General features: G+C 65.5%; 22 protein-coding genes. 12 read left to right on the top strand and 10 right to left on the bottom strand.

What is annotated here, in order from left to right:
* The first annotated feature begins 23 nt into the window (after positions 1 to 23).
* The 3 genes from metK (at position 24) to Q0897_RS12640 (ending at position 3,965) form a co-directional block, all read left to right on the top strand.
* Entirely contained in the window at positions 24 to 1,265 is a 1,242-nt protein-coding gene (gene metK / locus Q0897_RS12650; protein ID WP_299309809.1) for a methionine adenosyltransferase, read from the top strand.
* A gap of 82 nt (positions 1,266 to 1,347) precedes the next feature.
* Entirely contained in the window at positions 1,348 to 1,968 is a 621-nt protein-coding gene (locus tag Q0897_RS12645) for a hypothetical protein (RefSeq protein ID WP_299309808.1), read from the top strand.
* Positions 1,969 to 2,060: 92 nt separating this feature from the next.
* A complete protein-coding gene (locus Q0897_RS12640) occupies positions 2,061 to 3,965 on the top strand; it encodes an alpha/beta fold hydrolase (protein WP_299309807.1) in 1,905 nt (634 codons plus the stop codon).
* A gap of 66 nt (positions 3,966 to 4,031) precedes the next feature.
* On the opposite strand, the gene Q0897_RS12635 is transcribed toward Q0897_RS12640, so the two are convergent.
* From Q0897_RS12635 to Q0897_RS12625, 3 genes are read right to left on the bottom strand one after another with little or no spacing between them, the layout of a single operon-like run.
* A complete protein-coding gene (locus tag Q0897_RS12635; RefSeq protein WP_299309806.1) occupies positions 4,032 to 4,580 on the bottom strand; it encodes a glutathione peroxidase in 549 nt (182 codons plus the stop codon).
* A 19-nt stretch (positions 4,581 to 4,599) separates the two neighbouring features.
* Positions 4,600 to 5,235 carry a CoA transferase subunit B gene (locus Q0897_RS12630; RefSeq protein ID WP_299309805.1) on the bottom strand — a complete coding sequence of 212 codons (636 nt, stop codon included), beginning with the start codon at positions 5,233 to 5,235 and terminating at the stop codon, positions 4,600 to 4,602.
* A gap of 59 nt (positions 5,236 to 5,294) precedes the next feature.
* Complete coding sequence (locus tag Q0897_RS12625) at positions 5,295 to 6,014, bottom strand: CoA transferase subunit A (RefSeq protein ID WP_299309804.1); 720 nt, start codon at positions 6,012 to 6,014, stop codon at positions 5,295 to 5,297.
* A gap of 132 nt (positions 6,015 to 6,146) precedes the next feature.
* Here Q0897_RS12625 and glnE point away from each other — a divergent pair, with 132 nt between their 5' ends.
* The 4 genes from glnE (at position 6,147) to Q0897_RS12605 (ending at position 11,108) form a co-directional block, all read left to right on the top strand.
* A complete protein-coding gene (glnE, locus tag Q0897_RS12620; protein ID WP_299309803.1) occupies positions 6,147 to 8,939 on the top strand; it encodes a bifunctional [glutamate--ammonia ligase]-adenylyl-L-tyrosine phosphorylase/[glutamate--ammonia-ligase] adenylyltransferase in 2,793 nt (930 codons plus the stop codon).
* A complete protein-coding gene (locus tag Q0897_RS12615; RefSeq protein WP_299309802.1) occupies positions 8,936 to 9,430 on the top strand; it encodes a peroxiredoxin in 495 nt (164 codons plus the stop codon). The genes glnE and Q0897_RS12615 overlap by 4 nt, the downstream gene beginning before the upstream one ends.
* Positions 9,427 to 10,227 (top strand): ferritin-like domain-containing protein, encoded by an 801-nt coding sequence (locus Q0897_RS12610; RefSeq protein ID WP_299309801.1) that lies wholly within the window; start codon positions 9,427 to 9,429, stop codon positions 10,225 to 10,227. The genes Q0897_RS12615 and Q0897_RS12610 overlap by 4 nt, the downstream gene beginning before the upstream one ends.
* Before the next feature lie 176 nt (positions 10,228 to 10,403).
* Positions 10,404 to 11,108 carry a M23 family metallopeptidase gene (locus Q0897_RS12605; RefSeq protein WP_299309800.1) on the top strand — a complete coding sequence of 235 codons (705 nt, stop codon included), beginning with the start codon at positions 10,404 to 10,406 and terminating at the stop codon, positions 11,106 to 11,108.
* Positions 11,109 to 11,283: 175 nt separating this feature from the next.
* On the opposite strand, the gene Q0897_RS12600 is transcribed toward Q0897_RS12605, so the two are convergent.
* Together Q0897_RS12600 and galU are read right to left on the bottom strand one after the other, a co-directional pair.
* Entirely contained in the window at positions 11,284 to 15,006 is a 3,723-nt protein-coding gene (locus Q0897_RS12600; protein WP_299309799.1) for a PAS domain S-box protein, read from the bottom strand.
* A 190-nt stretch (positions 15,007 to 15,196) separates the two neighbouring features.
* Positions 15,197 to 16,075 carry a UTP--glucose-1-phosphate uridylyltransferase GalU gene (galU, locus tag Q0897_RS12595; RefSeq protein WP_299309798.1) on the bottom strand — a complete coding sequence of 293 codons (879 nt, stop codon included), beginning with the start codon at positions 16,073 to 16,075 and terminating at the stop codon, positions 15,197 to 15,199.
* Between the two features lie 156 nt (positions 16,076 to 16,231).
* Here galU and murA point away from each other — a divergent pair, with 156 nt between their 5' ends.
* Positions 16,232 to 17,515 carry a UDP-N-acetylglucosamine 1-carboxyvinyltransferase gene (gene murA, locus Q0897_RS12590; protein WP_299309797.1) on the top strand — a complete coding sequence of 428 codons (1,284 nt, stop codon included), beginning with the start codon at positions 16,232 to 16,234 and terminating at the stop codon, positions 17,513 to 17,515.
* Between the two features lie 86 nt (positions 17,516 to 17,601).
* The gene (locus tag Q0897_RS12585; protein ID WP_202086463.1) at positions 17,602 to 17,844 is read left to right on the top strand and encodes a hypothetical protein; all 243 of its coding nucleotides are present in this window, start codon (positions 17,602 to 17,604) and stop codon (positions 17,842 to 17,844) included.
* Between the two features lie 75 nt (positions 17,845 to 17,919).
* Here the strand turns inward: Q0897_RS12585 and Q0897_RS12580 are convergent, their stop codons facing one another.
* The 5 genes from Q0897_RS12580 to secB form a co-directional block, all read right to left on the bottom strand.
* Entirely contained in the window at positions 17,920 to 18,174 is a 255-nt protein-coding gene (locus Q0897_RS12580; protein ID WP_299309796.1) for a ribbon-helix-helix domain-containing protein, read from the bottom strand.
* A 114-nt stretch (positions 18,175 to 18,288) separates the two neighbouring features.
* A complete protein-coding gene (locus tag Q0897_RS12575) occupies positions 18,289 to 18,969 on the bottom strand; it encodes a DUF4136 domain-containing protein (protein ID WP_299309795.1) in 681 nt (226 codons plus the stop codon).
* A gap of 164 nt (positions 18,970 to 19,133) precedes the next feature.
* Positions 19,134 to 20,132: a tryptophan--tRNA ligase gene (gene trpS, locus Q0897_RS12570; protein ID WP_299309794.1), complete on the bottom strand. Its 999-nt coding sequence runs from the start codon at positions 20,130 to 20,132 to the stop codon at positions 19,134 to 19,136.
* A gap of 30 nt (positions 20,133 to 20,162) precedes the next feature.
* Positions 20,163 to 21,761, bottom strand: a complete 1,599-nt coding sequence (gene murJ / locus Q0897_RS12565; RefSeq protein WP_299309793.1) for a murein biosynthesis integral membrane protein MurJ — start codon at positions 21,759 to 21,761, stop codon at positions 20,163 to 20,165.
* Positions 21,762 to 21,789: 28 nt separating this feature from the next.
* A complete protein-coding gene (gene secB, locus Q0897_RS12560) occupies positions 21,790 to 22,323 on the bottom strand; it encodes a protein-export chaperone SecB (protein ID WP_299309792.1) in 534 nt (177 codons plus the stop codon).
* A 306-nt stretch (positions 22,324 to 22,629) separates the two neighbouring features.
* On the opposite strand from secB, the gene Q0897_RS12555 reads away from it, so the two are divergent.
* The 3 genes from Q0897_RS12555 (at position 22,630) to Q0897_RS12545 (ending at position 25,000) form a co-directional block, all read left to right on the top strand.
* Positions 22,630 to 23,301 (top strand): Tim44/TimA family putative adaptor protein, encoded by a 672-nt coding sequence (locus tag Q0897_RS12555; RefSeq protein WP_299309791.1) that lies wholly within the window; start codon positions 22,630 to 22,632, stop codon positions 23,299 to 23,301.
* Between the two features lie 86 nt (positions 23,302 to 23,387).
* Entirely contained in the window at positions 23,388 to 24,446 is a 1,059-nt protein-coding gene (locus Q0897_RS12550; RefSeq protein WP_299309790.1) for a murein transglycosylase A, read from the top strand.
* Positions 24,443 to 25,000 (top strand): Smr/MutS family protein, encoded by a 558-nt coding sequence (locus Q0897_RS12545; protein ID WP_299309789.1) that lies wholly within the window; start codon positions 24,443 to 24,445, stop codon positions 24,998 to 25,000. Before Q0897_RS12550 ends, Q0897_RS12545 begins: the two co-directional genes overlap by 4 nt.
* Positions 25,001 to 25,037: the final 37 nt, after the last annotated feature.

Below are 25,037 nucleotides of genomic sequence, written 5' to 3'. Positions count from 1 at the left end.
TTTATACACTTTGAAGGATAGCCATGCGCAACAATTATCTCTTCACGTCCGAGAGCGTGTCCGAGGGCCATCCCGACAAGGTCGCGGACCAGATTTCCGACGCGATCGTCGACCTCATGCTGTCGAAGGACGCGGAGGCGCGCGTCGCGTGCGAGACCATGACCACGACGCAGCTCGTCGTGCTGTCGGGTGAAATCCGGTGCAAGCCGATGTACGACGAAAGCCAGAAGGACTGGGCCGCGAACGGTTACTGGGCGCCCGGCGCGCTCGAGGAGATCGAGCAGACCGTCCGCAATGTCGTGCGCGACATCGGGTATGAGCAGGACGGCTTCCACTGGGAAAAGCTGCGCTTCGAAAACTTCCTCCACGGACAATCGACCGAAATCGCGCAGGGCGTCGATTCGCGCGAGGACAAGGACGAAGGCGCCGGCGATCAGGGCATCATGTTCGGCTTTGCCTGCGACGAAACGCCGGACCTGATGCCGGCCACCCTCGATTACAGTCACAAGATCCTGCACCGCATGGCGCATGACCGCAAAACCGGCGCTGCCCCGTTCCTGGAGCCGGACACGAAGAGCCAGGTCACGCTGCGCTTCGAAAACGGCGTGCCGTCGGCGTGCACCGCGATCGTCGTGTCGACGCAGCACAAGCCCGGCTACGATCAGGGCGAGCGCGAGGCCGAGCTGAAATCCTATGTCAGGGGCGTGGTCGCGGACATCCTGCCCGGCAACCTGCTTTCGGACGAAACGGTCTATCACATCAACCCCACCGGCAAGTTCGAGATCGGCGGACCGGACGGGGACGCCGGGCTGACCGGGCGGAAGATCATCGTCGATACCTATGGCGGTGCGGCACCCCATGGCGGCGGCGCGTTTTCTGGCAAGGATCCGACCAAGGTCGACCGTTCGGCGGCCTATATCGCGCGCTATCTGGCCAAGAATATCGTGGCGGGCGGGTTCGCCACGCGCTGCACGATACAGCTGTCCTATGCCATCGGCATCGCCGACCCGCTGTCGATCTATGTCGACACGCATGGCACGGCGGCGGACGGCATTACCGACGAGGCGCTCGAGGATGCGATCCGCAGCATCGAATCGCTGCGCCGGCTGACGCCGCGCGGCATTCGCACGCGGCTGCAACTGAACCGGCCGATCTATCGCACCAGTGCGGCCTATGGCCATTTCGGGCGGCAGCCGGAAGGCGACACCTTCCCGTGGGAAAAGACCGACCTGATCGACGAGTTGAAGGCCGCGCTCGGCCGCTGAGGGCTGCGCAGCTTTTATTTTCCTACATCGGCGGTGCCGGGCATGGGCGGGCTTTCTTCATCGCAAGGGAGCCTGCCCCGCCATGTCCGAAATTTGCAAAAGCTGCGGCAATGTCATCACCGCCCCGTCCAGCGGCAGCGCCCGTTACGACCCGTCCGCGCCGCATATCACCCCGCGCATCGCGGCCGAGCTGATCGCGCACGAAGGCATCGTGAGGGAGGCCTATCGCGATTCGGTCGGCGTGTGGACGTGGAGCGTGGGGCTTACCGATGCGTGCGGCCACGGTATCCGGCGCTATCGCGACAATCCTCAGGATCTTGACCATTGCATGGCGATCTATGCCTGGGCGCTGCGCGAACGCTATCTGCCCGCCGTGCTCGACGCGTTCGGCGACCATGCGCCGGCGGAGCACGAGCTTGGCGGTGCGCTTTCGTTTCACTGGAACACCGGGGCGATCCGCCGTGCCGAATGGATGCGCCGGTTCCGCGACGGCGATGTCGCGGGCGCCCGCGATGCCATCATGAACTGGTGCCGGCCCGCGGTGCTGACGAAGCGGAGGCGCTGCGAGCAGGCGTTGTTCTTTGACGGGACGTGGACGAACGACGGCCATGCCACCGTGTATGACGTGGCGAAGCCGTCCTATCGCCCGACCGCGGGCCGCCGGGTGGAAATTCTGTCGCGGCTGGAGCGGCTTAGCCTCTGATTCCATGGGTGCGCTGAATATTCTTGCCAAAATCGCGGAACCGGTCATCAATCCGGATGCCGGTTTCGCGGCGGGATTGTTCAGGACACGGGATGAATAGTTGGAAAAGCTGGCTCGCCACGGCGGCCATGGCCATTTGCGCGGTGCCGGGAACCGCGATGGCCGAACGACCCATTGCCGATTTCACGGAAGGCGACCCGGTCGGCTGGGTGCGGATGTCCCCCACCGGCAACAGGCTCGCCGCCGAAATGGACCGCGGCGGCGAACGGCAGATCGTGATCTTCTCCCTCGATGGTAAGCGCGAGCCCGTCATCATCGGCAAGCCCGCGAATACCGATGTCGGGGATGTGAGATGGGTCAACGACGACTGGTTGATCGCGACCGTCGGGCGCAAGGGAAATTACGAGCTTCACGAGGTTTACGTCTCGCGCACCATGGCATTCCGTGCCGACGGCACCGCAATGCACATGCTGGAGCCGCGCAACGGCAATCTCGCCGATTCGGGCGGCGACGTCGTCTGGATCGCGCGGGACGGCACGCCGCGCATCCTGCTGTCCTATCGCGAAACGATCTTCATCGGCGAGCCGGGCTTCTTTCCCAAGGTCGCGATGGTCGATGTCGCGCAGAACAAGTTCACGCGCGTGACCTCCGAAATGGAGGGGGTGTGGGACTGGTATGCGGATGGCAATGGCGATGTCCGGCTCGGCGTGGGCGACGAGCAGCAGGGCGTGAAACGCCGCCTCGTCTATCGCGAGGGGGGCAGCGGCCTGTTCAAGGAGGTTGCCAGCGCGACCGGTGACGAGGAACTGATCGCGCCGGTCCTGTTCATGCAGGATGGCAAGGCGCTCACCATCAGCAATGTCGATGGTTTCGATGCGCTCTACGAACTCGATCTCGGTACGATGCGCCGCGGCGCGAAAGTGTTCGGCATCGCGGGCGCCGACGTGTCGGGCGTCATCAGCGATTCGAAAAATCAGGAATTGCGCGGCGTCACCTGGGAGGGGCAACGCCGGCAGGTGCAATGGCTCGACCCGCAATATCGCGAGATCCAGGCGCTGCTCAACGCCACCCTGCCCGGGCAGAACCCGGTGATCTTGTCCAGCAATCTCGATGGCACGAAGCATGTCGTCTATGCGGGCGGGACCGGACCGGTGACGGGGTATCTGATCTTCGATTCGGTGGCGAAGAAGATGACCGTGCTGTCGCGCACCCGCAACGAGGCGAGCTGGCCGGCCGCGCGCACCTATCGCTACACCGCGCGGGACGGGCTGGAGATGGAGGCGATCGTCACCGTGCCGCCGGACCGCGAGGCGAAGAACCTGCCGGTGATCGTCATGCCGCATGGCGGTCCGCGCGCCCGCGATTACGAGGGGTGGGACAGCTGGGCGCAATTCTTCGCCGACCGCGGCTATGCCGTGATTCAGCCCAATTTCCGCGGATCGACCGGCTATGGCGTCGCGTTCGAGCGGGCCGGCCTCGGGCAATGGGGGCTCCGGATGCAGGACGATGTCGACGATGCGCTGGCGTGGGCCGCGGGCAAGGGGATGGTCGATCCCGCCCGCGCCTGTATCGTGGGCGGATCGTATGGCGGATATGTCGCCATGCGGGCCGCAGAGCGCAATCCGGAGCTTTACCGCTGCGCCATCAGCTTTGCCGGCGTCGCCGATCTCAGCAAGATGATGAGCCATGACAGCGCATCCTATTTCGGGCGCGGGCTGCGCGCGTACTGGAAGGGGCAGGTATCGGACCTTGCCGGCGTATCGCCGATCAACAATGCGCAAGGGTTCGGCATCCCCGTGCTGCTGGTGCATGGCAAGGAAGACGTGCGCGTGCCCGTGGATCAGTCGCGCGACATGGCAAAGAAGCTGCGCGCGGCGGGCAAGGACGTGACCTATATCGAACAGGCAGAGGGCGACCACCACTTCTCCCGCGATGAGGATCTGGTCGAATTCCTCAAGACTGCGGAGCTGTTTCTCGACACGCACAACCCGGCCTGATCGCCGCATGAAAAAGGGCGGCCGCGCGAAAATGCACGGCCGCCCCCGTTTTCCGCCCCGCCGGGCTCAGGCGCCGAGCGCGCTTTCGATCAGCCCGGTGAGTTCGGCATCGTCGGGCGCGGTGGACGGGGCGAACCGCGCCAGGACCGCACCATCGCGTCCGACCAGGAATTTCTCGAAATTCCAGAGCACTTCGGGATCGTTGTTGGGGATCATGCCCGCCTGTTCGAGCCGCGCGCGAAACGCGCCCGCATCGCCGCGCTTGTTCGGAACGGCGGCGACGAGTTCCTTGTACAGCGCCTGCTTCTCAGGCCCGGCGACGCTGGCCTTTTCGAAGACCGGGAAATTCACCCCGTATTCGGTTTCGCAGAACTGCGCGATCTCGCCGTCGGTGCCCGGTTCCTGCGCCCCGAAATCATTGGCGGGAAAGGCCAGCACCTCGAACCCCTCGTCGCCATACCGCTCCTGAAGCGCCTTCAGCCCGGCATATTGCGGGGTCAGCCCGCATTGCGAGGCGGTGTTGACGATGAGCAGAACCTTGCCCCGGTGCGCGCCGATGCTGTCGGCGCTGCCGTCGTTGCGGGTGAGCGAAATATCGGAAAGCGTCGTGGCCATGGTTTTGCTCCTCGGCGGTTCAGGAAACGTAGCGGGCGGTGGTCTTTTCGGCGATCTCTTCCGCCGTGACGCCCGGGGCCATCTCGACGAGGCGGAACGGGCTGTCGTGATCGGGGCGTTGAAACACGCACAGGTCGGTGACGATCATGTCGACGACATTCTTCCCCGTGAGCGGCAGGCTGCATTCGGGAATGAACTTGGGCGTGCCGTTCTTCGACGTGTGTTCCATGACGACGATGATCTTCTTCACCCCGGCGACAAGATCCATCGCGCCGCCCATGCCCTTGATCATCTTGCCCGGGATCATCCAGTTGGCGATGTCCCCGTTCTGCGCCACTTCCATCGCGCCCAGCACGGTGAGGTCGATATGCCCGCCGCGGATCATCGCAAAGCTTTGCGCGCTGTCGAAATAGGCGGAGCGGTCGAGTTCGCTGATCGTCTGCTTGCCCGCATTGATGAGGTCGGCGTCCTCCTCCCCCTCATAGGGGAAGGGCCCGATGCCCAGCATGCCGTTTTCGGATTGCAGCGTGACCTCGATCCCGGCGGGGACGTGGTTGGCGACCAGCGTGGGAATGCCGATGCCGAGATTGACGTAGAAACCGTCCTCGAGCTCCTTCGCGGCGGGGGCGGCCATTTCGTCGCGGGTCCAAGGCATGCGTGTCTCCTCAAGATGGGTGGCTGGCGCGGCCAGCGATGATGGTCGTGCTGCGCCGCTCAGGCGGTTTCGCGGGTCCGGGTGGTGACGAACTCGATCTTCTTGTCGTAGGGGGCGCCGACGATCATGCGCTGCACATAGACGCCGGGCAGGTGGATGTGATCGGGATCGAGGCTGCCGGTCGGCACGATCTCCTCCACCTCCACGACGCAGACCTTGCCGCAGGTCGCGGCGGGCAGGTTGAAATTGCGCGCGGTCTTGCGGAACACGAGGTTGCCCGTCTCGTCCGCCTTCCACGCCTTCACGATGGCGAGGTCGGCGAAGATCCCGTGTTCCAGCACATAGTCCAGTTCGCCGTTCGGCCCGTCGAAACGCTTGGTTTCCTTGCCTTCCGCGACCTCGGTCCCGAAACCGGTGCGGGTGTAGAAGCCCGGAATGCCCGCGCCGCCTGCGCGCATACGCTCGGCAAGCGTACCCTGCGGACAGAATTCCACTTCCAGTTCGCCGGCGAGGAACTGCCGCTCGAACTCCTTGTTCTCGCCGACATAGGACGAGATCATCTTCGCGATCTGTTTCGTGCGGAGCAGCTTTCCCAGCCCTTCGTTGTCGATACCGGCATTGTTCGACGCCACGGTGAGCCCGCTCACCCCGCTTTCGACCACGGCATCGATAAGCCGTTCGGGAATGCCGCACAGGCCGAACCCGCCCGCCGCGATCATCATGCCGTCGTGCAGGAGCCCGTCGAGGGCGGATGTGGCGTCTGGGAAAAGCTTCTTCATGGGCTGCGGCCTTTCATCGTGAAAGCGTCGGGAGTGCCGAAAAGGCGTTCGGCCCCGGCAATAGTCGGCAAATCGGCGCGTGTCACGCCTGCCCCTCTTGCACCGGCAATTTGCGGGGACCATGGGGAGGGGATGGAGCGAAACGACGACGAACCGGCGCCCGCCCGCGGCGCAGACACGGCCGACTGGGAGGATGCGCTCAACCGGGCGAGGGCGCATGCGCCGTTCCTGTCCGATCTGCTGGGGCGGGAGCCGGCGCTTGCCGCCATGCTCGACGAGGGACGCGGGGCCGATGCGCTGGCCGCGGCGCGGGACGCGGGCGCCGATGCGGGCGACGTGGGCGTGGCGCTGCGGCGGCAACGCCGGGCGCTGGCGCTCGTGCTCGGCATTGGCGATCTGGCCGGCGCGTTTCCGCTTGGGCTTGTGATGGCGGAATTGTCCGCCTTTGCGAGCCGCGCGCTCGACGCCGCGATCCGCGATGCGGTGGCGCATCGCGTGCCCGACCACGCGGCGGACGCGGACCCGGTCGGCATGACCGCGCTGGCGCTGGGCAAGCACGGGGCGGGGGAGCTTAACTATTCCTCCGACATCGACCCGATCCTGCTCTACGATCCCGAAACCCTGCCCCGCCGCCCGCGCGACGAGCCGGGCGAGGCGGCACAGATCGCCGCGCGCCGCATCGTGCAGACCATGTCGGCGATGACGGCGGAGGGCTATGTCCTTCGCATCGACCTGCGCCTGCGCCCTGCGTCCGAGGTCAGCCCGCTCGCCATTCCGTTTGCCGCCGCGCTGACCCATTATGAAAGCAGTGCGCTGGCATGGGAGCGCGCCGCGTTCATCCGCGCGCGCTCGGTCGCGGGCGACGTCGCGGCGGGGGAGGATTTCCTCGACGCGATCCGGTCTTTCGTCTGGCGCAAATCGCTCGACTTCGGGGCGATCGACGAAATCGGCCGGCTGGTGCGCCGGATCCGCGACAGCCACGAAGGCGCCGAACGTCCGGGGCCGGGCTATGACCTGAAACGCGGGCGCGGCGGCATCCGCGAGATCGAATTCTATGCGCAGACGCATCAGCTGATCCACGGCGGGCGCAATCCGTCGCTGCGCCTGCGCGGGACGCGGGGCGCGCTCGACGCGCTGGCGGCGGCGGGGATCATCGCGGCGGACGACGCGCGTGAGATGGGCGAGGCGTATGACCGGCTGCGCGTGATCGAACACCGGTTGCAGATGGTGAACGACCGGCAGATCCACGCGCTTCCCGATAGCGAGGAGGCCATCGACAATGTCGCGCGCCTCGACGGGTTGCCCAGCGGCGCGGCGCTCATCGCCGAGATCGCCACGATTGCCGCCACGGTGCGGCGGCGTTTCGACCGGCTGGTGGCCGCGCATGGCGGCGGCGATGCGCCCGCCATGCCCAAGGCGGGCGAGCCGTTTTCCGATCCCGCCCCGCCGCCTGCCGCCGCGAGCCTTCGGTCGCTCGGCTTTGCCGATGCGGAAACGCTGGCCGCGCGGATCGAGGGGTGGAAGGACGGCAAGGTCAAGGCGCTGCGCTCCGATGCCGCCCGCGCCGCCTTTGCCGCGATACAGCCGCAATTGCTGGAGGCGCTGGCCGCTGCGCCCGAACCCGACCGCGCGTTCAACCGGTGGGAACAGGTGCTGACGCGCCTGCCGTCGGCGATCAATATCTTCCGCCTGCTTGAGGCGCGGCCCGCCCTGCTCGAAACGCTGGCGCGGATATTGGCGCTCGCGCCGGGGCTGGCCGACATGCTGGGCCGGCGGGGCGATCTGCTCGATACGCTGATCGACAGGAGCGCCTATGACCTGCCGCCCGATGCCGATGCGCTGACGCATGATTTTGCAGGGGGCACCAATGCCGCCATGCTGCGCGACGATTACGAGGCCGTGCTGGACCGGGTGCGGCGCAAGGTCGGCGACCTGCGTTTCGAACTGGGCGTGCAATTGCTCGACGATGCGCATGATCCGCTCGCCATCGCGGCCGGTCTTTCGCGCATGGCGGAGGCGGCGATCCGCGTATTGTGCGATGCCGCAGCCGCCGAATTTTCCGGCGCGCACGGGCGGATCGAGGGCAGCGGGCTGGTCGTGCTGGGGCTGGGCCGGATGGGCGGCGGGGTGATGACCCATGCGAGCGATCTCGACCTCGTCTATCTCTTCACCGGCAGCCACGAGGCGGAATCGGACGGTCGCCGCCCGCTTGGCGCGACGCAATATTACAACCGCCTGGCGCAACGTGTGACCGCCGCGCTGTCCGTGCCCACGGCGGAGGGCAAGCTGTTCGAGGTCGACACCCGCCTGCGCCCCTCCGGCATGCAGGGGCTGCTGGCGGTGAGCACCGACAGCTTCGCCCGGTATCAGCGCGAGGATGCCTGGACGTGGGAGCATATGGCGCTGACCCGTGCGCGGGTCCTGCACGCGCCGCCGGGCGTGGCGGAGAAGCTGAATGGTGCCATTCGCGACATTCTGTGCCGCGAGCGGGCGCCGGACGAATTGCGCACGGCGGTGCTGGCCATGCGGGCCGAGATTCTGGCGCACAAACCGCCGGCCGGGCCGCTCGATGTAAAGCTTTCGCGCGGCGGGCTGGTCGATCTGGAATTTCTCGTCCATTTCCTGCAATTGCGGGAGGGCGCGTTCGTGACGCCGGATCTCGGCGGGGCGGTGCGCATGCTGGCGCAGGCGGGGCTGGTCGACGGGGCGCTGCTGTCCGCGCATGATCTGCTCACCCGCATGCTGGTGGTGATGCGGCTGGTCGCGCCCGATGCGGCGGTGCCGCCCCCCGCCGCGCGCACGATCATGGCGAAGGGGTGCCGGTGCGAGGATTGGGACGCGCTCTTGACCGCGTTCGACACCGCACGCCAAACCGTGGCAAGAGCCTGGGCCGCGATATTCGATGAGACGCTGGAGCTGACATGACCGATGCCAAGGATACGCGCCCGGACGTGGGCGATCAATTTCCGCACATGACCCTGATCACGCCCGACGGCGACGAATTTTCAACCGCGTCGCTGGCCGGGAAGCCGGCGGCGGTGTTCTTCTATCCCAAGGACAACACCCCCGGCTGCACGACCGAGGCGAAGGATTTCACCGCCCTCGCCCCCGCATTCGCCGACGCGGGCGTCGCCATCCTCGGCATCAGCAAGGATCCGCCCAAGAGCCACGCCAAATTCATCGAGAAACAGGCGCTCGCCGTCCCGCTCTTCAGCGATACGCCGGCAGACGCGGGCAATGGCCTTGCCGAAGCGCTGGGCATCTGGGTCGAGAAAAACATGTACGGCCGCACATATATGGGCATGGAGCGCACGACATTTCTGATCGGCGCGGACGGGCGCATCGCGCGCGTATGGCGCAAGGTGAAGGTGAAGGGCCACGCCGATGCCGTGCTGGAGGCGGCGCGCACGCTTTGACCGGGCCACGGCGTTCGGTGGGAGAGGCGGTGCGCGCCGTCCTGTTGACGGGCGACGCGCAGGCGAAGGTCATGGCGACCCGGGCTTTGGTGCGGGACTGGCGGGCGGGGCGGCTCGATTTCCGGTTCGACTGCGCCATGCCGCACGAACCGGCGCGTCCCGACCGGCCCGAATTGCATCCCGCGCGCGACATGCCGAGACGCGGGAAGGGCGGGTCCGAGCGTGGCCGCATCGCGTTGTGGCACAGCCTCGCGCATATCGAGTTTACCGCCATCGATCTCGCGCTCGACATGGTCGGGCGGTTCGGCGGCGGCATGGCGCGCGCCTTTACCGATGATTTCCTGTCGGTCGCGGCGGACGAGGCGATGCATTACGCGCTTCTCGACCGCAAGCTGAGGACGATGGGGAGCCATTACGGCGCGCTGCCCGCCCATGCCGGGTTGTGGGAGGCGGCGCAGGATACGTGCCATGACGTGGCGGCGCGGCTGGCGATCGTGCCCATGGTGCTGGAGGCGCGGGGGCTGGACATCACGCCGATGACACTGGAACGGGTGCGCGGGCAGGGGGATGCGAATGGCGCGCGCATTCTGTCGCGCATACTTGACGACGAAATCCGCCATGTGCGCTTTGGCACCAAGCATTTCGTCGATGAGGTGAAAAAGCGCGGAAAAACGCCCGAATCCTACTGGCAAACTCTGGTTCGGGAACATTTTCGGGGTCGGTTGAAGCCACCGTTCAACGACTCGGCGCGGGAGTCAGCCGGTCTGTCGCGCAGCTTCCTCGATGGTATTGCCTAGTTAACTGCTTTCCCTTTACCCAATACTCACGAGAGCGGCGGGGGGTTCCGACAATCTCGAAAATTTTGAACCTGCGGATGCGCTTCCCTTTGTTCGAAGCCATCGCTTGCAGGCGTAATCAGACGTTTTTCCGGCCTTTAGGGGGGTCGAGGCGTCTCGGAAAAAAGGGTATCGTAATGACGGCACTTGGACAGATTTCGAATTTCTGGACGAAACGCGGCGCGGTATTGAGCGCGGTCGCGGTTGCATCGATGGCGATGGCCCCTGCCCCGGCCCTGGCGAATGCCAGTGCGACGGCAGCGGCCAGCGCCGACATGGCCGCCTCGGTCCGGACCCCTGCGACGCAGGGCATCGGCGAAGGCGTCGAAAGCGACGGCACGTTCCGCACGCTTTTCGCCAGCTGGAAGACGCTCGACAATTCGAACAAGCCCGTCGTCCCGACCAAGCCGGTGATGTCCATTCCCAGCCGCCTGCCGGTTGAGAACTCCCGCTTTTCGAGCAGCTTCGGCATGCGCGTTCATCCGGTAACGGGTCGCCGCACCGGCCATCACGGCCTCGACATGGCGGCGCCGACCGGCACGCCGATCTATGCAACCGCCGATGGGCAGATCGCCGATGCGCGCTGGAACGGCGGGTATGGCAATTACATCCGGATCGAGCATGGCGGCGAAATGGAAACGCGCTATGGCCACATGTCCCGCATGGCGGTGTCCGCCGGGCAGGCCGTGAAGAAGGGCGATCTCATCGGCTATGTCGGCAGCACGGGTCGTTCGACCGGGCCGCACCTGCATTACGAAGTGCGCATTGCCGGCGAGCCGGTCGATCCCGAGCCATATCTGCACGCCGACACGTTCGAGCAGGCCTTCGCCAGCGCACGCTGATCATAATCCCTAAGGGATCGTCATTGACGGTCCTTCGAAAAAGCCCGGCGCCGCAAGGCACCGGGCTTTTTCGTATGCGGCTTTGGCGGGGTGAAGGATGGCGACGTTTCCGTCCTTCGCATGGTCGGACCGGTGCTCCGCCCGCGCCCGCCATGGTACGCGGCGCTGAGAGGGGTCAGCTTGCCTCGCGCATGGAGGCATATTCCGATTGCACGAGCGACCGGCGCGTTTGCGCATCGTCGATACGGCGGATGCGCTCTTCGAGGTCGCGGGCCATCTCGCCCAGCTTCTCATCGCCGAAATATCCGGCGGACCCGGCGAGCTTGTGCAATTGCGCCGAAAGATCGTCCCAATCGCCCTCGGAATCGGTCTGCGCGATCTTCGCCATCACATCGAACAGCGCCTGCTTGCGGGCGGCATATTTCGCCGATAGCGAATGGCCGCCCGTCGGCACCACCGGCGGGCCAAGCGAATCGGGCTTTGCCGCGGGCGTGTCCTCGGTCGCGCTGGCATGCACCTCGATACGGCTGACAGCGCCGGGCGCGGTGTCTTCATGCGCCGGAACCGGCGGCGAAGAGGGCGCGGTGTCGTCGGCATCCGGATGCGCGCCGGGCGTGTCGTCATTGGCGGCCTGGGTCTGGCCTTCTTCGTCGAAATTGGCGTTTTCGCCGTTATCCTCGCCGTCGAAGAGATAGAGATCGATCGCGTTGCGCAGCGCCTCCACTCGCAACGGTTTGCCAAGATGGCCCTGCATTCCGGCATTCCGGCAGGCCTTTATATCGTCCTGATAGCAATTCGCGGTGAGTGCCAGGATCGGCAGGTCGCGGCGCGTGTATCCCTCCATGCGCAGGCGGCGCGTCGCCTCCAGCCCGTCGATTTCGGGCATCTGCATGTCCATCAGTATGAGCTTGTAGGGTCGGCCTTCCGCATCGGCCTGTTTCACGCGTTCGATCGCATCACGGCCGTTCACGGCAAGATCGGCGGTGAGATTGAGCTTGCTCATCATGCTCATCACCAGTTCCTGATTGATGTCGTGATCCTCGGCGACGAGCACGCGCGGACGGTTCGCGAATTCGGGCTCCGGCATCTGCGTCGGCTTCGATCCGGTGTCGACCATCGCGAGCGTCAATGCGGGCGGGTCGTTGAGTTCGGCATCGTCCTCTGCGGCGATCAGCGGTATGCGCACGGTAAAGGATGTGCCGCGCCCTTCTTTCGATTTTACGGTCAGCGTTCCGCCCATCATTTCGGTGAGCTGGCTGCTGATCGAAAGGCCGAGGCCCGTGCCGCCAAAGCGTCGTGCGATCGACCCGTCGGCCTGATCGAACTGGTTGAAAATCGTGCGCAGCTTGTCCGGCGCGATGCCGATTCCGGTGTCCGCAACCTCGAGCACGAGGATTTCCTCGTCATCTTCGAAGTCGGCACGGGCGTCGATGCGTACGTCGCCATGTTCGGTGAACTTGACCCCGTTGCCGACGAGATTGAGCAGGATCTGACGCAGGCGCAGGGGATCGCCGATGATCGATTTGGGCAGGCGAGGATCGATGCCGAAGGACAATTCCACCCCTTTCTCCCGCGCCACCGGTTCGAGCAGGCGCACGCAGGATTCCACCTTGTGCCGGATGTCCATCGGCACAGGTTGCAATTGCAGCTTGCCCGATTCGATCTTCGACATGTCGAGAATATCGTTCAGGAGACGCATCATCGCCTGTCCCGAATCGGCGATCATCCGCACCTGTCGCTGCTGCGCCTCGTCGAGGTCGGTTTCCATCAGCAATTGCGTGAACCCGATGACGCCGTTCATCGGCGTGCGGATTTCGTGGCTCATATTGGCGAGAAATCCCGATTTGGCCTGCACCGCAAGCTCGGCGCGCTCACGCTGCGCGGTGAGTTCGGCCTGAAGGCGCTTGTCCTCGGTCACGTCGCGGATGGAGGCGATGATCGCGCCCTGCTCATGCGTTTCGGCATCGCGCGCGACCGCGATCTGCCCCGAAAGCCAGCGCGTGTCCTCCGCTTCGCCGACGCCCGCAATCTCCATTTCGAGTTCGCACCCTTCGGCTGCTCCCGAACGCAGCAGCGCGAGCCGGCTGTTTACATACTCCGATTGCGCTGTGCCGAACATGTCTGCAAATTGCCGACCGATGAGCTGTTCGGGCGGCATTTCGAGGATCTCGCCCGCAAACAGCGAGGCGTAGATACATTCGCCCTCGGCACCGATCATGAACAGCGCATCGTCAATATTGTCGGCGACGATCTGCAACTGGCTTTCGCGCTCGGCGAGCCGCTCCTCCGCCAGCTTGCGTTCGGTGACGTCGATATTGGTGCCGATATACCCGGTGAGCCGCCCGTCGCTGTCGAACTGCGGTGCGCCGGCGGTCGTCACCCAGATTTCGGTCCCGTTCTTGTGCAGCCAGCGCCATTCGGACGAGAAGCGCTCCTGTGCGTTCACCGCGCGCAGCCATGCCTCGGCCACGCGGTCGCGATCCTCGTAATGGATCGCATCGTACCAGCCGGGGCCCATGGCCTCTTCGTTCGTCAACCCGGCCAGTTCGAGCCAGCCCGGGCTGACATAGGTGGCGTTGCCATCGACATCGGAACACCAGATGCCCGCAGGCGCATGGTGTGCAAGCGTGGCGAATTGCTGTTCGCTATGCTCCAGCGCCTCGCGCTCCTGGTAGCGTTCGGTGACGTCGACGATGTGACCGACCAGGCCGAGCGACCGTCCGTCCTCGCTCCTTGCGGGGCGGGCGCGGATCTTGATGCGCAATTCCTTGCCATCCCTGCCGATGATGGACCGCTCGACGTTCATCGTGTCGAACTCTCCGGAGAGCATCCTGGAAAAATTGTGCCAGGCCTCCGCGCGGTCTTCGGGCTTCAGGAAATCGGTGAATTTCGTGCCGATCGATTCGGTGATCGCCCGCCCGGTGATGCGTTCCCACGCGGTATTGAGCGACATCCACCGTCCGTCGGGATCGATCCGGAACAGCACGTCGTCCAGATTGTCGAGGACATAGCGGTTTTCATTGCGGCTCGTGCGGAGCATTTCGCGGATCATGCGGTTCCGGCGGGAAAGCGCACCCACCGGCAGCGCGATCATCGTATTGGCCGCCATGAAGGTGACGAGGGCGATGAACTGCATCCCCTGTCCACCGCGAACGAGCAGGATCGGCCCGCTCCCCATCGCCGTGGCGACGATCGCGACGACATGGCTGAGCAGGACGGCGAGGGCGGTGCGCCGCAATCCGATGAGCACGCCGGCGGTGATGAGCGTCGGCGTGACGAGGAAAAGGAACGGCATCGTCGTCTGCGCGAAGACCGCGGCGGTTCCGCACACGACGAAGGCGATGCTTCCCACGATGACCGAAACGGACACCGGTGCCAGCTTCGTCGTTTGCTTGCGAAAGCAGAGCAGCGGCGGGACGAGCGCGAGCAGCATGCCGAAATGGCCGGTCAGGAAAAGGAGATTCGCGCTCCGCTCCAGGCCCAGGAGGACGTTGGCGAGCGCGGACGACACCAGCGCACCCATCGCGAACGCGCCGAGCATTGGCGGGTAGCAATCGAGCTTGCGGACGTCGGGCTGCCCGTCGCAGAAGCGGCGGATGAGATAGACGACAAGGCCCGTCTCGATGGCCATGATGGCGGTCGTGCGCACGACCGTGTCGATATCCTGTCCGATCGCGAGAAGCGTTCCGGCCATGGCGAGGGTGAAGCCGGTGAGGCCGAACCGGTCGAAATAACGGCTGTGCCCGATGATATAGGCGACCGCCGCCGCATTGGGGAGCCATACGGGCGCAAAGATGCTGTCTTCCGGAATGGCCCGGGAGAGTAGGGTCAGAACGGCAACCGTCATCATCAGCAGCGTCAGCCGCGCCGCCGCCCTCTGTTTTGCCTTACTGATCATTTTCGCAAAAGACTCCGAGCCCGATTCCAGAACAACCGCATCGGCGCGATCCTTCCACGAATAGGGTCAAGGTTTGCTCTTGCGCGGTATGGGGCCTTTTACCCTACCGCTGCTAAGGATCGGTTAACTCCCGCCTTTTCATGGCGGAAGAGGCGTCCGGCCAGCTGCCCCCGGACGCCCCCGGACGCCCTCAGCCCAGGAGCCGCGTGGCGATGGCGCGCACCTCCTCGCCCATGTCCTCGCGTTCGAGCGCGATGGCGAGCGTGGCCTCCACAAAGCCGGTCTTCGAGCCGCAGTCGAAGCGCCGTCCCTCGAAAGTGACGGCGTGAAAGGGTTGGCTGCCGATCATCTTGGCCATCGCGTCGGTAAGCTGAATCTCGCCGCCGGCGCCCTTTTCCTGATCCTGAAGCGTGCGCATCACCTGCGGCTGGAGGATGTAGCGGCCCGACACGATCTTGTTCGACGGGGCGTCGGCGATCTTCGGCTTCTCGACGAGGCCGGTCACCTCGGTCAGGGCACCATCGACCTTGCCCGGCGCGATCACGCCATAGCTCGACACCGATTCGCGGGGCACTTCGAGCACGGAGATCAGATTGCCGCCGACCTTTTCATAGGCATCGACCATCTGCTTGAGGCAGCCCGGCTCCCCCCACATCAATTCGTCGGGCAGCATCACGGCAAACGGTTCGTCGCCCACGATGTCGCGCGCGCACCACACCGCGTGGCCGAGGCCGAGCGGCTCCTGCTGCCGGACATAGGCGCAATTGCCGGGGGCAAGCCGCGTCCCGTCGAGGATGGACACGTCCTTGCCGCGTTCCTTCATCGTCGTTTCCAGTTCGAAACCGATGTCGAAATGATCTTCGATCGCGCCCTTGCCGCGCCCGGTGACGAAGATCATCTGCTCGATCCCGGCGGCGCGTGCCTCGTCCACCGCATATTGGATCAGTGGCCGATCGACGATGGGTAGCATTTCCTTGGGGACGGCCTTTGTCGCGGGCAGGAACCGGGTCCCCATGCCGGCGACGGGGAATACGGCCTTGCGGATGGGCTTGCGCGAATTGTCGGTCATGGAAGCGATTCCTGTTGCAACTGCGAAATGGAACATGAGCCATAGCCAAGCCACACGCGGATGCACAAGAGCGTCGATGGATCGGGCGGTCCGGACATCGCGCGGTTTGGGCGTCATCGCCTTGTAACCGCCGCGATTCCGGCTAAACAGCCGCGCATGGACAAGATCATCATCAAGGGCGGAAAACGCCTGACCGGCACATTGCCTATCTCTGGTGCGAAGAACGCGGCACTGACCCTGTTGCCCTGCGCATTGCTGACCGAAGAGCCGCTGACGCTGCGCAATCTGCCGCGGCTGGCAGATATTGACGGGTTTCAGCATCTGTTGAACCAGTTCGGCGTGTCGACGACCATCGCCGGGTCGCGGCCTCAGGATTTCGGCCGGGTCATGACGTTGCAGACGCCGCGCCTCACCAACACGACCGCGCCTTACGAGCTGGTGCGCAAGATGCGCGCCTCGATCCTCGTGCTTGGCCCGCTGCTGGGCCGGGCGGGGGAGGCGAAGGTGTCGCTTCCGGGCGGCTGCGCCATCGGCAACCGGCCGATCGACCTGCATTTGAAAGCATTGGAGGCGATGGGCGCGGAGATCGAGCTGGCCGCGGGCTATGTTCGGGCCGCGGCGCCCGATGGCGGTCTGCCGGGCGGCGATTTCGCCTTTCCGGTGGTGTCGGTGGGTGCGACGGAGAATGCGCTGATGGCCGCGGTGCTCGCCAATGGCACGACGCGGCTCGACAATGCGGCGCGCGAGCCGGAAATCGTCGATCTGTGCAATCTGCTTGTGGCGATGGGCGCGCGAATCGAGAATATCGGCGAATCGGATCTCACCATCCATGGCGTGCCGCGCCTGCACGGGGCGACCTATCGCGTGATGGCCGACCGGATCGAGGCGGGCAGCTATGCCTGTGCCGCGGCGATCACCGGCGGCGATGTCATGCTGAAGGGGGCGAACCCCGCCGAAATGCGCGCCACGACGCATGCCTTGCGCAATGCGGGCGTCAATGTGGAGGAAAGCGACGCCGGCCTGCGCGTCTATTGCGACGGTCCTCTGCGTGCCGTGAATCTTTCGACGGCGCCCTATCCCGGTTTCGCCACCGACATGCAGGCGCAGTTGATGGCGCTCCTGTGCCAGGCCGACGGGACGAGCGTTCTCAACGAGACGATCTTCGAAAATCGCTACATGCACGTGCCCGAACTCAACCGCATGGGCGCCCATATCGAGACCAATGGCCGCACCGCGGTGGTGCATGGTGTCGATCGGCTGACCGGGGCGGAGGTGATGGCCACCGATCTGCGCGCCTCGATGAGCCTCGTGATCGCGGGACTCGCGGCGGAAGGGGAGACGGTGGTGCACCGGCTCTACCACCTCGACCGCGGGTATGAGCGGCTGGAGGAGAAGCTCGCGCTGGTCGGTGCGGATATCGAACGCGTCGGCTCGGATTAGGCCCGCCTCGACGGGTATCGGGCGATTTGCGAAACCTTGCACGCGTTGACGCGTTTCATTGCCACTTGTCTTTAAGGAGAATCGCAATGGGACTTATCAGAATGGGCGTGCTCGGCGCGCTCGGCTATGCCGGATACAAGCATTTCACCAAGCAGCATGACGAACCGGCTGCATTCGCCGATGGTCAGCCGCACGCCACGCAGGGCGGCGGCACCGTCGTTCGCGACGCGGGCGCGGGTTCGATGCGCGACAAGCCCTCGACCTGGACCAAGACGGACGAGGAAATGGACGAAAGCTTTCCGGCGAGCGATCCGCCCGCCAATTACTGACGCGAGCTTTTCGCGTTACGCATGAAAAGGCGCGCCGTCCGCAAGGGTGGCGCGCCTTTTTCGTGCGCCTGGCCGTCATTCCGCGATAGCGCCGTCCCGAGCCTCGCGCTCGCACACGAGCCAGACCCGGATCGCGCTGGCCAGCCCCGGCGGGGTGTCGGCTGCGATTCGTTCCGCGTCGATCGCCCCGACGAGCGCGTTGATCGGCAAGCCGCGTCGCATCGCCGCCTCGCGCAGCATGGACCAGAAGACAGGCTCTAGGCTGATCGAGGTCTTGTGCCCGGCGATTTCGACCGAGCGTTTGACCGGCGGGTGATAATCGGGCGCCATGGCGACGACCCTAGCGCGGGCGGCGGCGCGGGCAAGCCGACAGCACGGCGCCCATGAAAAAGGCGGGCGCATCGCTGCACCCGCCTCTTGCTCATGGTTGCGTATCGGCGCCGGTCAATCGATGCGGCGCACCTTGGTGTCGCGGTCCTCCGGCGCGATGGAAATGCGCAGAGTCTCTCCCGAATTGCCGGGGAAATCGACGAACATCGCCTCGACCAGATTGGGGACGAGATAGGGCAGGCGATCCGAACGCGACACGGCCTCCGCCTTGCCTTCGAAGAGCCGCTGTCCATCGGCGCGGCGTTCGATCTTCAGATCGATGCCGCTGGTATAGACGGTGTAGCTCGTGATGTTCGGCCCGGAATTGAAGAACGGATCCTGCCAGCCAAAGCCCCACGGACCGCCGCGATAATACGCGCTGCGCCCGCCGAAGCCGCCATAGCCGTACCAGGGATCGAAGAACGGATCGCGCGCCCCGAACGAGCGGATCTTTTCGCGCCCGTCATTCACGCCGTAATCGAACTTGACCAGCAGGTCCGCCGTTTCGGGCGTGGCCTCGGTATAGCCGAGATCGGCCATTTCGGCGCCGACATAGCGGGCATATTGCGCGAATTCGAGCCCGCCGACCAGGTCGGGATCGTCGGCGACCACGGCAAAGGTCTTGCCCTGCGGGGCGGGAAGCTGCGTCGCGAATCGCGACACGTCGGCCTGGAACGGGGTGGTGCATGCCGCAACGCCAACCAGCAGCAACGATGCTGCGATCGAACGTGCCGCGCGCTTGGCGAGGGATGTCATGGCGTGTTTCTCCGAACGTGCTTGTGGCGATGCGGCGCCTGCTCGAACGCCGTTATATCGCATATGATGCACGCTTTATAGAACAATGCCAATGAACCGCGATTTAACGAAAATCCTAACAATTGTGATTTTTCGTGTCTGCGCAGGGACTTAAGCCAACGCTCCTATCGCAGCAGGCCGAGCGCGCGATAGGCCGCATCGAGCGTATCCGCCGATGCCGCCCGCGCCCGTTCCGCCCCGGCGCGCAGAATCGAATCCAGCGTCGCCGTATCGTCCTTGAGCGCGGTAAAACGTTCGGTGATCGGGCGCAGATGTTCGACCAGCAGCTCGCCCAGCGCGGGCTTGAACTTGCCGAAACCCTCGCCGCCGAAATCGCGCAGCACGTCGGCCACCGGCGCCTCCGCAATGGCGGCATAGATGGAGACGAGATTCTTCGCCTCGGCCCGCCCGTCGAGCCCTTCAATGTCGGAGGGCAGCGGTTCGGCGTCGCTCTTGGCCTTCTTCACCTTCTTCATCACCGTGTCGGGATCGTCGGCAAGATTGATGCGGCTCATGTCCGAAGGATCGGACTTGCTCATCTTCGCCGTGCCGTCGCGCAGGCTCATGATCCGGGCCGCTTCGGGCGGGATATAGGGATCGGGCAGGGTGAACACCTCGGTGCCGCCGCCGAAATCATTGTTGAATTTCTGCGCAATGTCGCGGGCGAGTTCGAGATGCTGCTTCTGATCGTCGCCGACGGGCACGTGGCTCGCCTGATACAGCAAGACGTCGGCGGCCTGCAGCACGGGATAGGTGAACAGCGCGACGCTCGCCCCTTCGCGGTTCTTGCCCGACTTGTCCTTGAACTGCGTCATGCGGTTGAGCCAGCCGATCCGCGCCGTCCCGTTGAGCAGCCATTGCAGCTCCGCATGGGCCGGGACCTGCGTCTGGTTGAACAGCACGGCGCGGTCCGTATCGACCCCGCACGCGATGAGCGCGGCGGCCATCTCGCGCGTGTTCGCGGTCAGCTGCGCCGGGTCATGCGGCATGGAAATGGCGTGCAGGTCGGCGAGGAAGAAGAAGCACTCGCCCTCGTCCTGCAATTTCACCCAATTGCGAATCGCCCCCAGATAATTGCCGAGGTGGAGATTGCCGGTGGGCTGAATGCCCGAAACGATGCGCATGGATGATCCTGTGGCTGAACTGCTTTGACGTTAGGTTGCGGGCGTCTTCGCCTTCGCGCCGCGCCGCGTCAATTGCGCGAGGAGCGATTTGTCGATCGCCCCCACCAGCCACGCCGCGACAAAGAACACCGCCGCGCCCGCAATGACCAGCACGCCGAGCGACCAGATGCGCTCCACCACATTCCCGTCGTAGCGATCCGCCATCGTCGGCATGATGAACCACAGCGCCGCGCCCATCGCGGAAACGGCGACGATCTGCCGCGCAATCTTGCCAATGAGCCGGCCATCGATCCGGAACCAGTCCCGCCGGTGCAGCAGGACGTAGAGCATCGCGGCGTTGAGCGATGCGGTAAACGCCGTCGCCGCCGCGAGCCCGACGATGCCGTAGCGCGGCACGACGTAGAAATTGATGGCGATATTGATGATCAGCGCCGCCGCCGCGATCCACACCGGCGTGCGCGTGTCCTCCCGGCTGAAGAACGCGGGTTGAAACACCTTGACCAGCACGTAGGCCGGCAGCCCGGCAACCAGCGCGACGACGATATTCGCCATCGTGTCGCCGTTCGCCTCCGTCATCTGTCCGCCGACGAAGAACGCGGCGGTGAATGCCGGCGCGCAGATCGCCAGCGCGACCGCGGCGGGCAGGGTGAGGAGGAGCGCGATCTCCACCGCATTGGCCTGCAAACGCTGCGCCCCGGCGCGGTCGTCGGTCTGAATATGGCGGGCGAGCATCGGCAGGATCGCCGTGCCCAGCGCGATGCCGACAATGCCGAGCGGCATCTGGTTCAGCCTGTCCGCGAGTTTGAGCAGGGTGAGCGAGCCCTGCGGCAGCGAGGTGGCGAAGAACGTGTCGACGAACTGGCTGACCTGGTAAATCCCCGCGCCGAAGGTGGCGGGCAGGATCAGCATGGCGAGCCGCTTCACCTCCGGCGTGAATTTCGGCAGGCGCAGGATCAGCTTTACCCCCGAACGCCGCGTCGCCCACGCCATATAGGCAAGCTGCGCCACCCCCGCGAGCGTCACCGCCACCGCCAGCGCATAGGCGACCACCATGTTGTCGCCATCGTCCCCGCGCAGGGCGTACCCCACGCCAATCCCGGCGATCAGCACGACGTTGAGCAGAACCGGCACGAACGCACCCGGCGCAAATTGCGACCGCGCATTCAGCACGCCCGACAACATCGCCACCATGCTCACCAGCGCGAGATAGGGGAAGGTGATCCGGGCGAGCGTCACCGACAATTCGAACTTGCCGGGGATCTCCTGAAACTCGCTGGCGAGCAGCCAGACGATGCCCGGCATGGCCAGCATGGCGAGCGCAGAAAAGCCGAGCAGCACCCAGATGAACACCGCCATCACGTCATTGGCGAATTTCTGGGCGGCAAGATCGCCGCCCTCGTCCCCCTCGGCATGCAGGCGGCGCGTGTACATCGGCACGAAGGCGACGGAAAACGCGCCCTCTGCAAACAGGCGCCGGAACGTGTTGGGCAGGATGAAGGCGAGCTGAAACGCGTCCGCCGCCATCCCCGCGCCGAGCACGCGGGCGAGCAGCATGTCGCGCACGAAGCCGAAGACCCGGCTGAGCGCGGTCAGCCCCCCGATCGTGCCGACATTGCGGACAAGGCTCACGCCCGGCGTTCCCGTTGGGCCGGTGGGGTCAGGCGTTGCCGGTGGGCGGGGTGCCCGCGCCCATGCCGCCCTGTTCGGCCTGCCGCTGATTCAGCTGCTGCACGTAGAGCCCCTGAAAATCGACGGGGTCGAGCAGCAGCGGCGCAAAACCGAGGTCGCGCACGGCATCGGCAATGATGCGGCGGGCAAAGGGAAACAGGATGCGCGGCGCCTCGGCATAGAGGAACGCGTGCGCCTGGTCGTCGGGCACGTTGCGCATGCCGATGAGCCCGCAATAATCGAGATCGACGATATAGCTCGTGCCCTCGTCCGCCTTGGCCGTGACGGTGATCTTGAGCGTGACCTCGTGGACCTCGCCCTCGATACCCTGCGCATTGATGTTGAGCTGCACGTCGAGCTGCGGCTGCGACTTGAACTGGTAACTTTTCGGCGCGTTCGGATTCTCGACCGAGAGATCCTTGATATATTGCGAGATCAGGCCGATCGCGGGCTGATTGTCGGCGCCGTTCGCCGCGCCCTGATTGCCGTCCAGATCGGTGAGGATGTTGCCTTCGTCGGCCATGTTCGATTCGCTTTCCGTGATGGGCGGGCGGTGGCGCGATTTTTCGGCGGAGATCCGCCCCGCGCCCGCGTCCGCCGATGGGTTCCGGCGCGAGTTAGCACCCCCCCGCGAACGCTTCAACCGATACGAGAACCGGCGTAGCGCGACGTTCATGGCGTATAGAGAACGGGCATGCGAAGGGAACCCATGTAAAACCGCCGATATTGTCGATTTGTAATCCTTTCCTATTTAGGGCAGGCTAGTCTCAAATCCCGTCGCATCCGGAAGATTCCCGTGCGGCGCCATGCATGAAACGGATGAAATTTCGTGGTCCAAATCATCATTCTTGCCATGATTGCCGCTTTCCTCGGCTACAAGCTCTACTCGGTGCTGGGTCGCCGGGCGGAGCATGAGGAGGAAATGCTGGGCCGGCAGGTGCCGCGTCCGCAGCCCCGCAATCCGCAGGCCTTGCCCGGCGGCGAACGCGGCGGTGCGGCGGGAGAGCAGCCGCAATCCGCGCTCGAACGGGCGCTTTCGGGCGTTCCTCTCGGCGCGCAGCGCGGCGTGCGCGAAATCGCCACCGCGGACCGCAATTTCACCCCGGCGCTGTTCCTCGAAGGGGCGCGCGGTGCCTATGGCATGATCCTCGAGGCGTTCTGGAAGGGCGACCGCGAAACGCTCAACGAATTGTGCGACGACGATGTCTACGCCAGCTTCGCCGCGGCGATCGACGCGCGCGAGGAAGCCGGCGAATCGGTTCAGAACCGCCTCATCCGGATCGAAGAGGCCGAGATCGTCTCCGCCGAATACGACGCCCCGATGGCCCGCATCACCGTGCGTTTCGCCGCCGACATCGCGGCCATGACGACCGATCGCGACGGCAACATGATCGCAGGCTCGCTCGACGATGCGGTGGAAAGCCACGATGTCTGGACCTTCAGCCGCCGGGTCAACGCGGCGCGTCCGGACTGGCTGCTCGACGAAACCGGCGAGGGCTGATCCCCGCGACCCCGCCCGCACCCGTCACGCAAAACCCGCCCGAACCGGTATGGCCCACGCCCCCGGTACGCGCCGGCGCGGAGGCGGTGAGCGCATTGGACGCCGGCCTTTATCCCGGTCCCGATATTGGCGCATTGCTGGCCTCCGCCGGTTACGACACCGTTCGCGAAGGCGAGGCGGATGCGGCGCGACGGTCCTTTATCGAATCGTGTCCTGCGCTGCTGTCCCGGTCGGATAGCAGCGGCATCGCGGCCGACTGGACGCGCGCCTGCGCCGCCGCGCAGGGCTATGCCGGTTCTGCGCCGCGGTTTTTCCGGGAATTTTTCGAAACCTCGATCGTGGGCGGCAATGACGGCTTCGTCACCGGATATTTCGAACCGCGCCTTGCTGGCGTTCGCAACCGGCAGCCCGGCTTCGACGTGCCGGTCTATGGCATGCCGACCGATCTCGTCCGACAAGCGTATTATGCGGGGGGCGGGCGCGCACCGCTGGGCCGGTACGAGGATGGGCGATTCGTACCCTATTTCGAACGGGCGGAGATCGTCGCCGGAGCGCTCGACGGGCGGGCGCCGGTCATCGCGTGGGCCGCCGACGCCATCGATTTCTTCTTCCTCCAGATCCAGGGTTCGGGGCAGCTTATCGCCCCCGATGGTTCGGTCCTGCGCATTGGCTATGCCGGGCAGAACGGGCGCGGCTATACTGCCATCGGTCGCACATTGCGCGAACGCGGCGTGTTCGCCCCGGGCGAAGCGACAATGCAGGGGATCGTCGACTGGCTCCGCGCCAATCCGGGCGAGGCCGATGCCATCATGAACGAGAATCAGAGCTGGGTCTTTTTCCGCGAGCTGACCGGCGACGGACCGTTGGGTGCGCTGGGCGTGCCGGTGCGTCCGCGCGTCAGTGTCGCGGCCGATCCACGGTTCACGCCGCTCGGCGCGCCGGTGTGGATCGACGCGGCGAATGACCGTGCCGACGGGCTCTGGATTGCGCAGGACACCGGGGGCGCGATCAAGGGGGCGGGGCGGTTCGACACGTTCTGGGGCGCGGGCGAGATGGCGAAGGGCACCGCCGGCGCGATGAGCAGCGAGGCGCGCACGCTCCTGCTCCTGCCCAAGGGGACGCTGGCGCGTATCGCGCCGCGATGAAGGCGCCACGGGGGCTGAGCGCGGATGAGCAGCGCGCCTGGGCCGCGCTCGCCGCGACGGTGACGCCGATGGAAGGGCGCAAGCGGCCCGCCCCGCCGCCCGCGATGAAAGAGGCGAAACCCGCGCCCGCCCCGCCAAAACCTGCAAAGCCGCAACGCCGCACCCCGCCACGCACCACCCCGCAGCCTGTGCCCATGCGCGAGGGGGGCGGCACGCTCGATTCCTCGTGGGAAAAACGGATGAGCCGCGCCGCCATCGTGCCCGATTTCACGCTCGACCTGCATGGTCACACGCTCGACACCGCCTATCGACGGCTGGATCGCGGGCTGGCGCAGGCCAAGGCGATGGGCGCGCGCGTGGTGCTGATCGTTACGGGAAAGGCGCGGCCCGTCGATGCCGCCGACCGGGCCGAGAGACGGGGCGCCATCCGCGCGAAATTCCTCGACTGGCTGGCGGCGGGGCCGCACGCGTCCGACATCGTCGCGGTGCGCAATGCCCATCGCCGCCACGGGGGCGATGGTGCGGTCTATCTGGTCCTGCGCAAGCGGCGATAGGCGCGCATGAAAAAGGGGCGACGACCGCAATGGCCGC

Source organism: uncultured Croceicoccus sp. (assembly GCF_947496385.1).
Classification (GTDB): domain Bacteria; phylum Pseudomonadota; class Alphaproteobacteria; order Sphingomonadales; family Sphingomonadaceae; genus Croceicoccus.
This window is presented reverse-complemented; position numbering and strand designations above follow the sequence as displayed.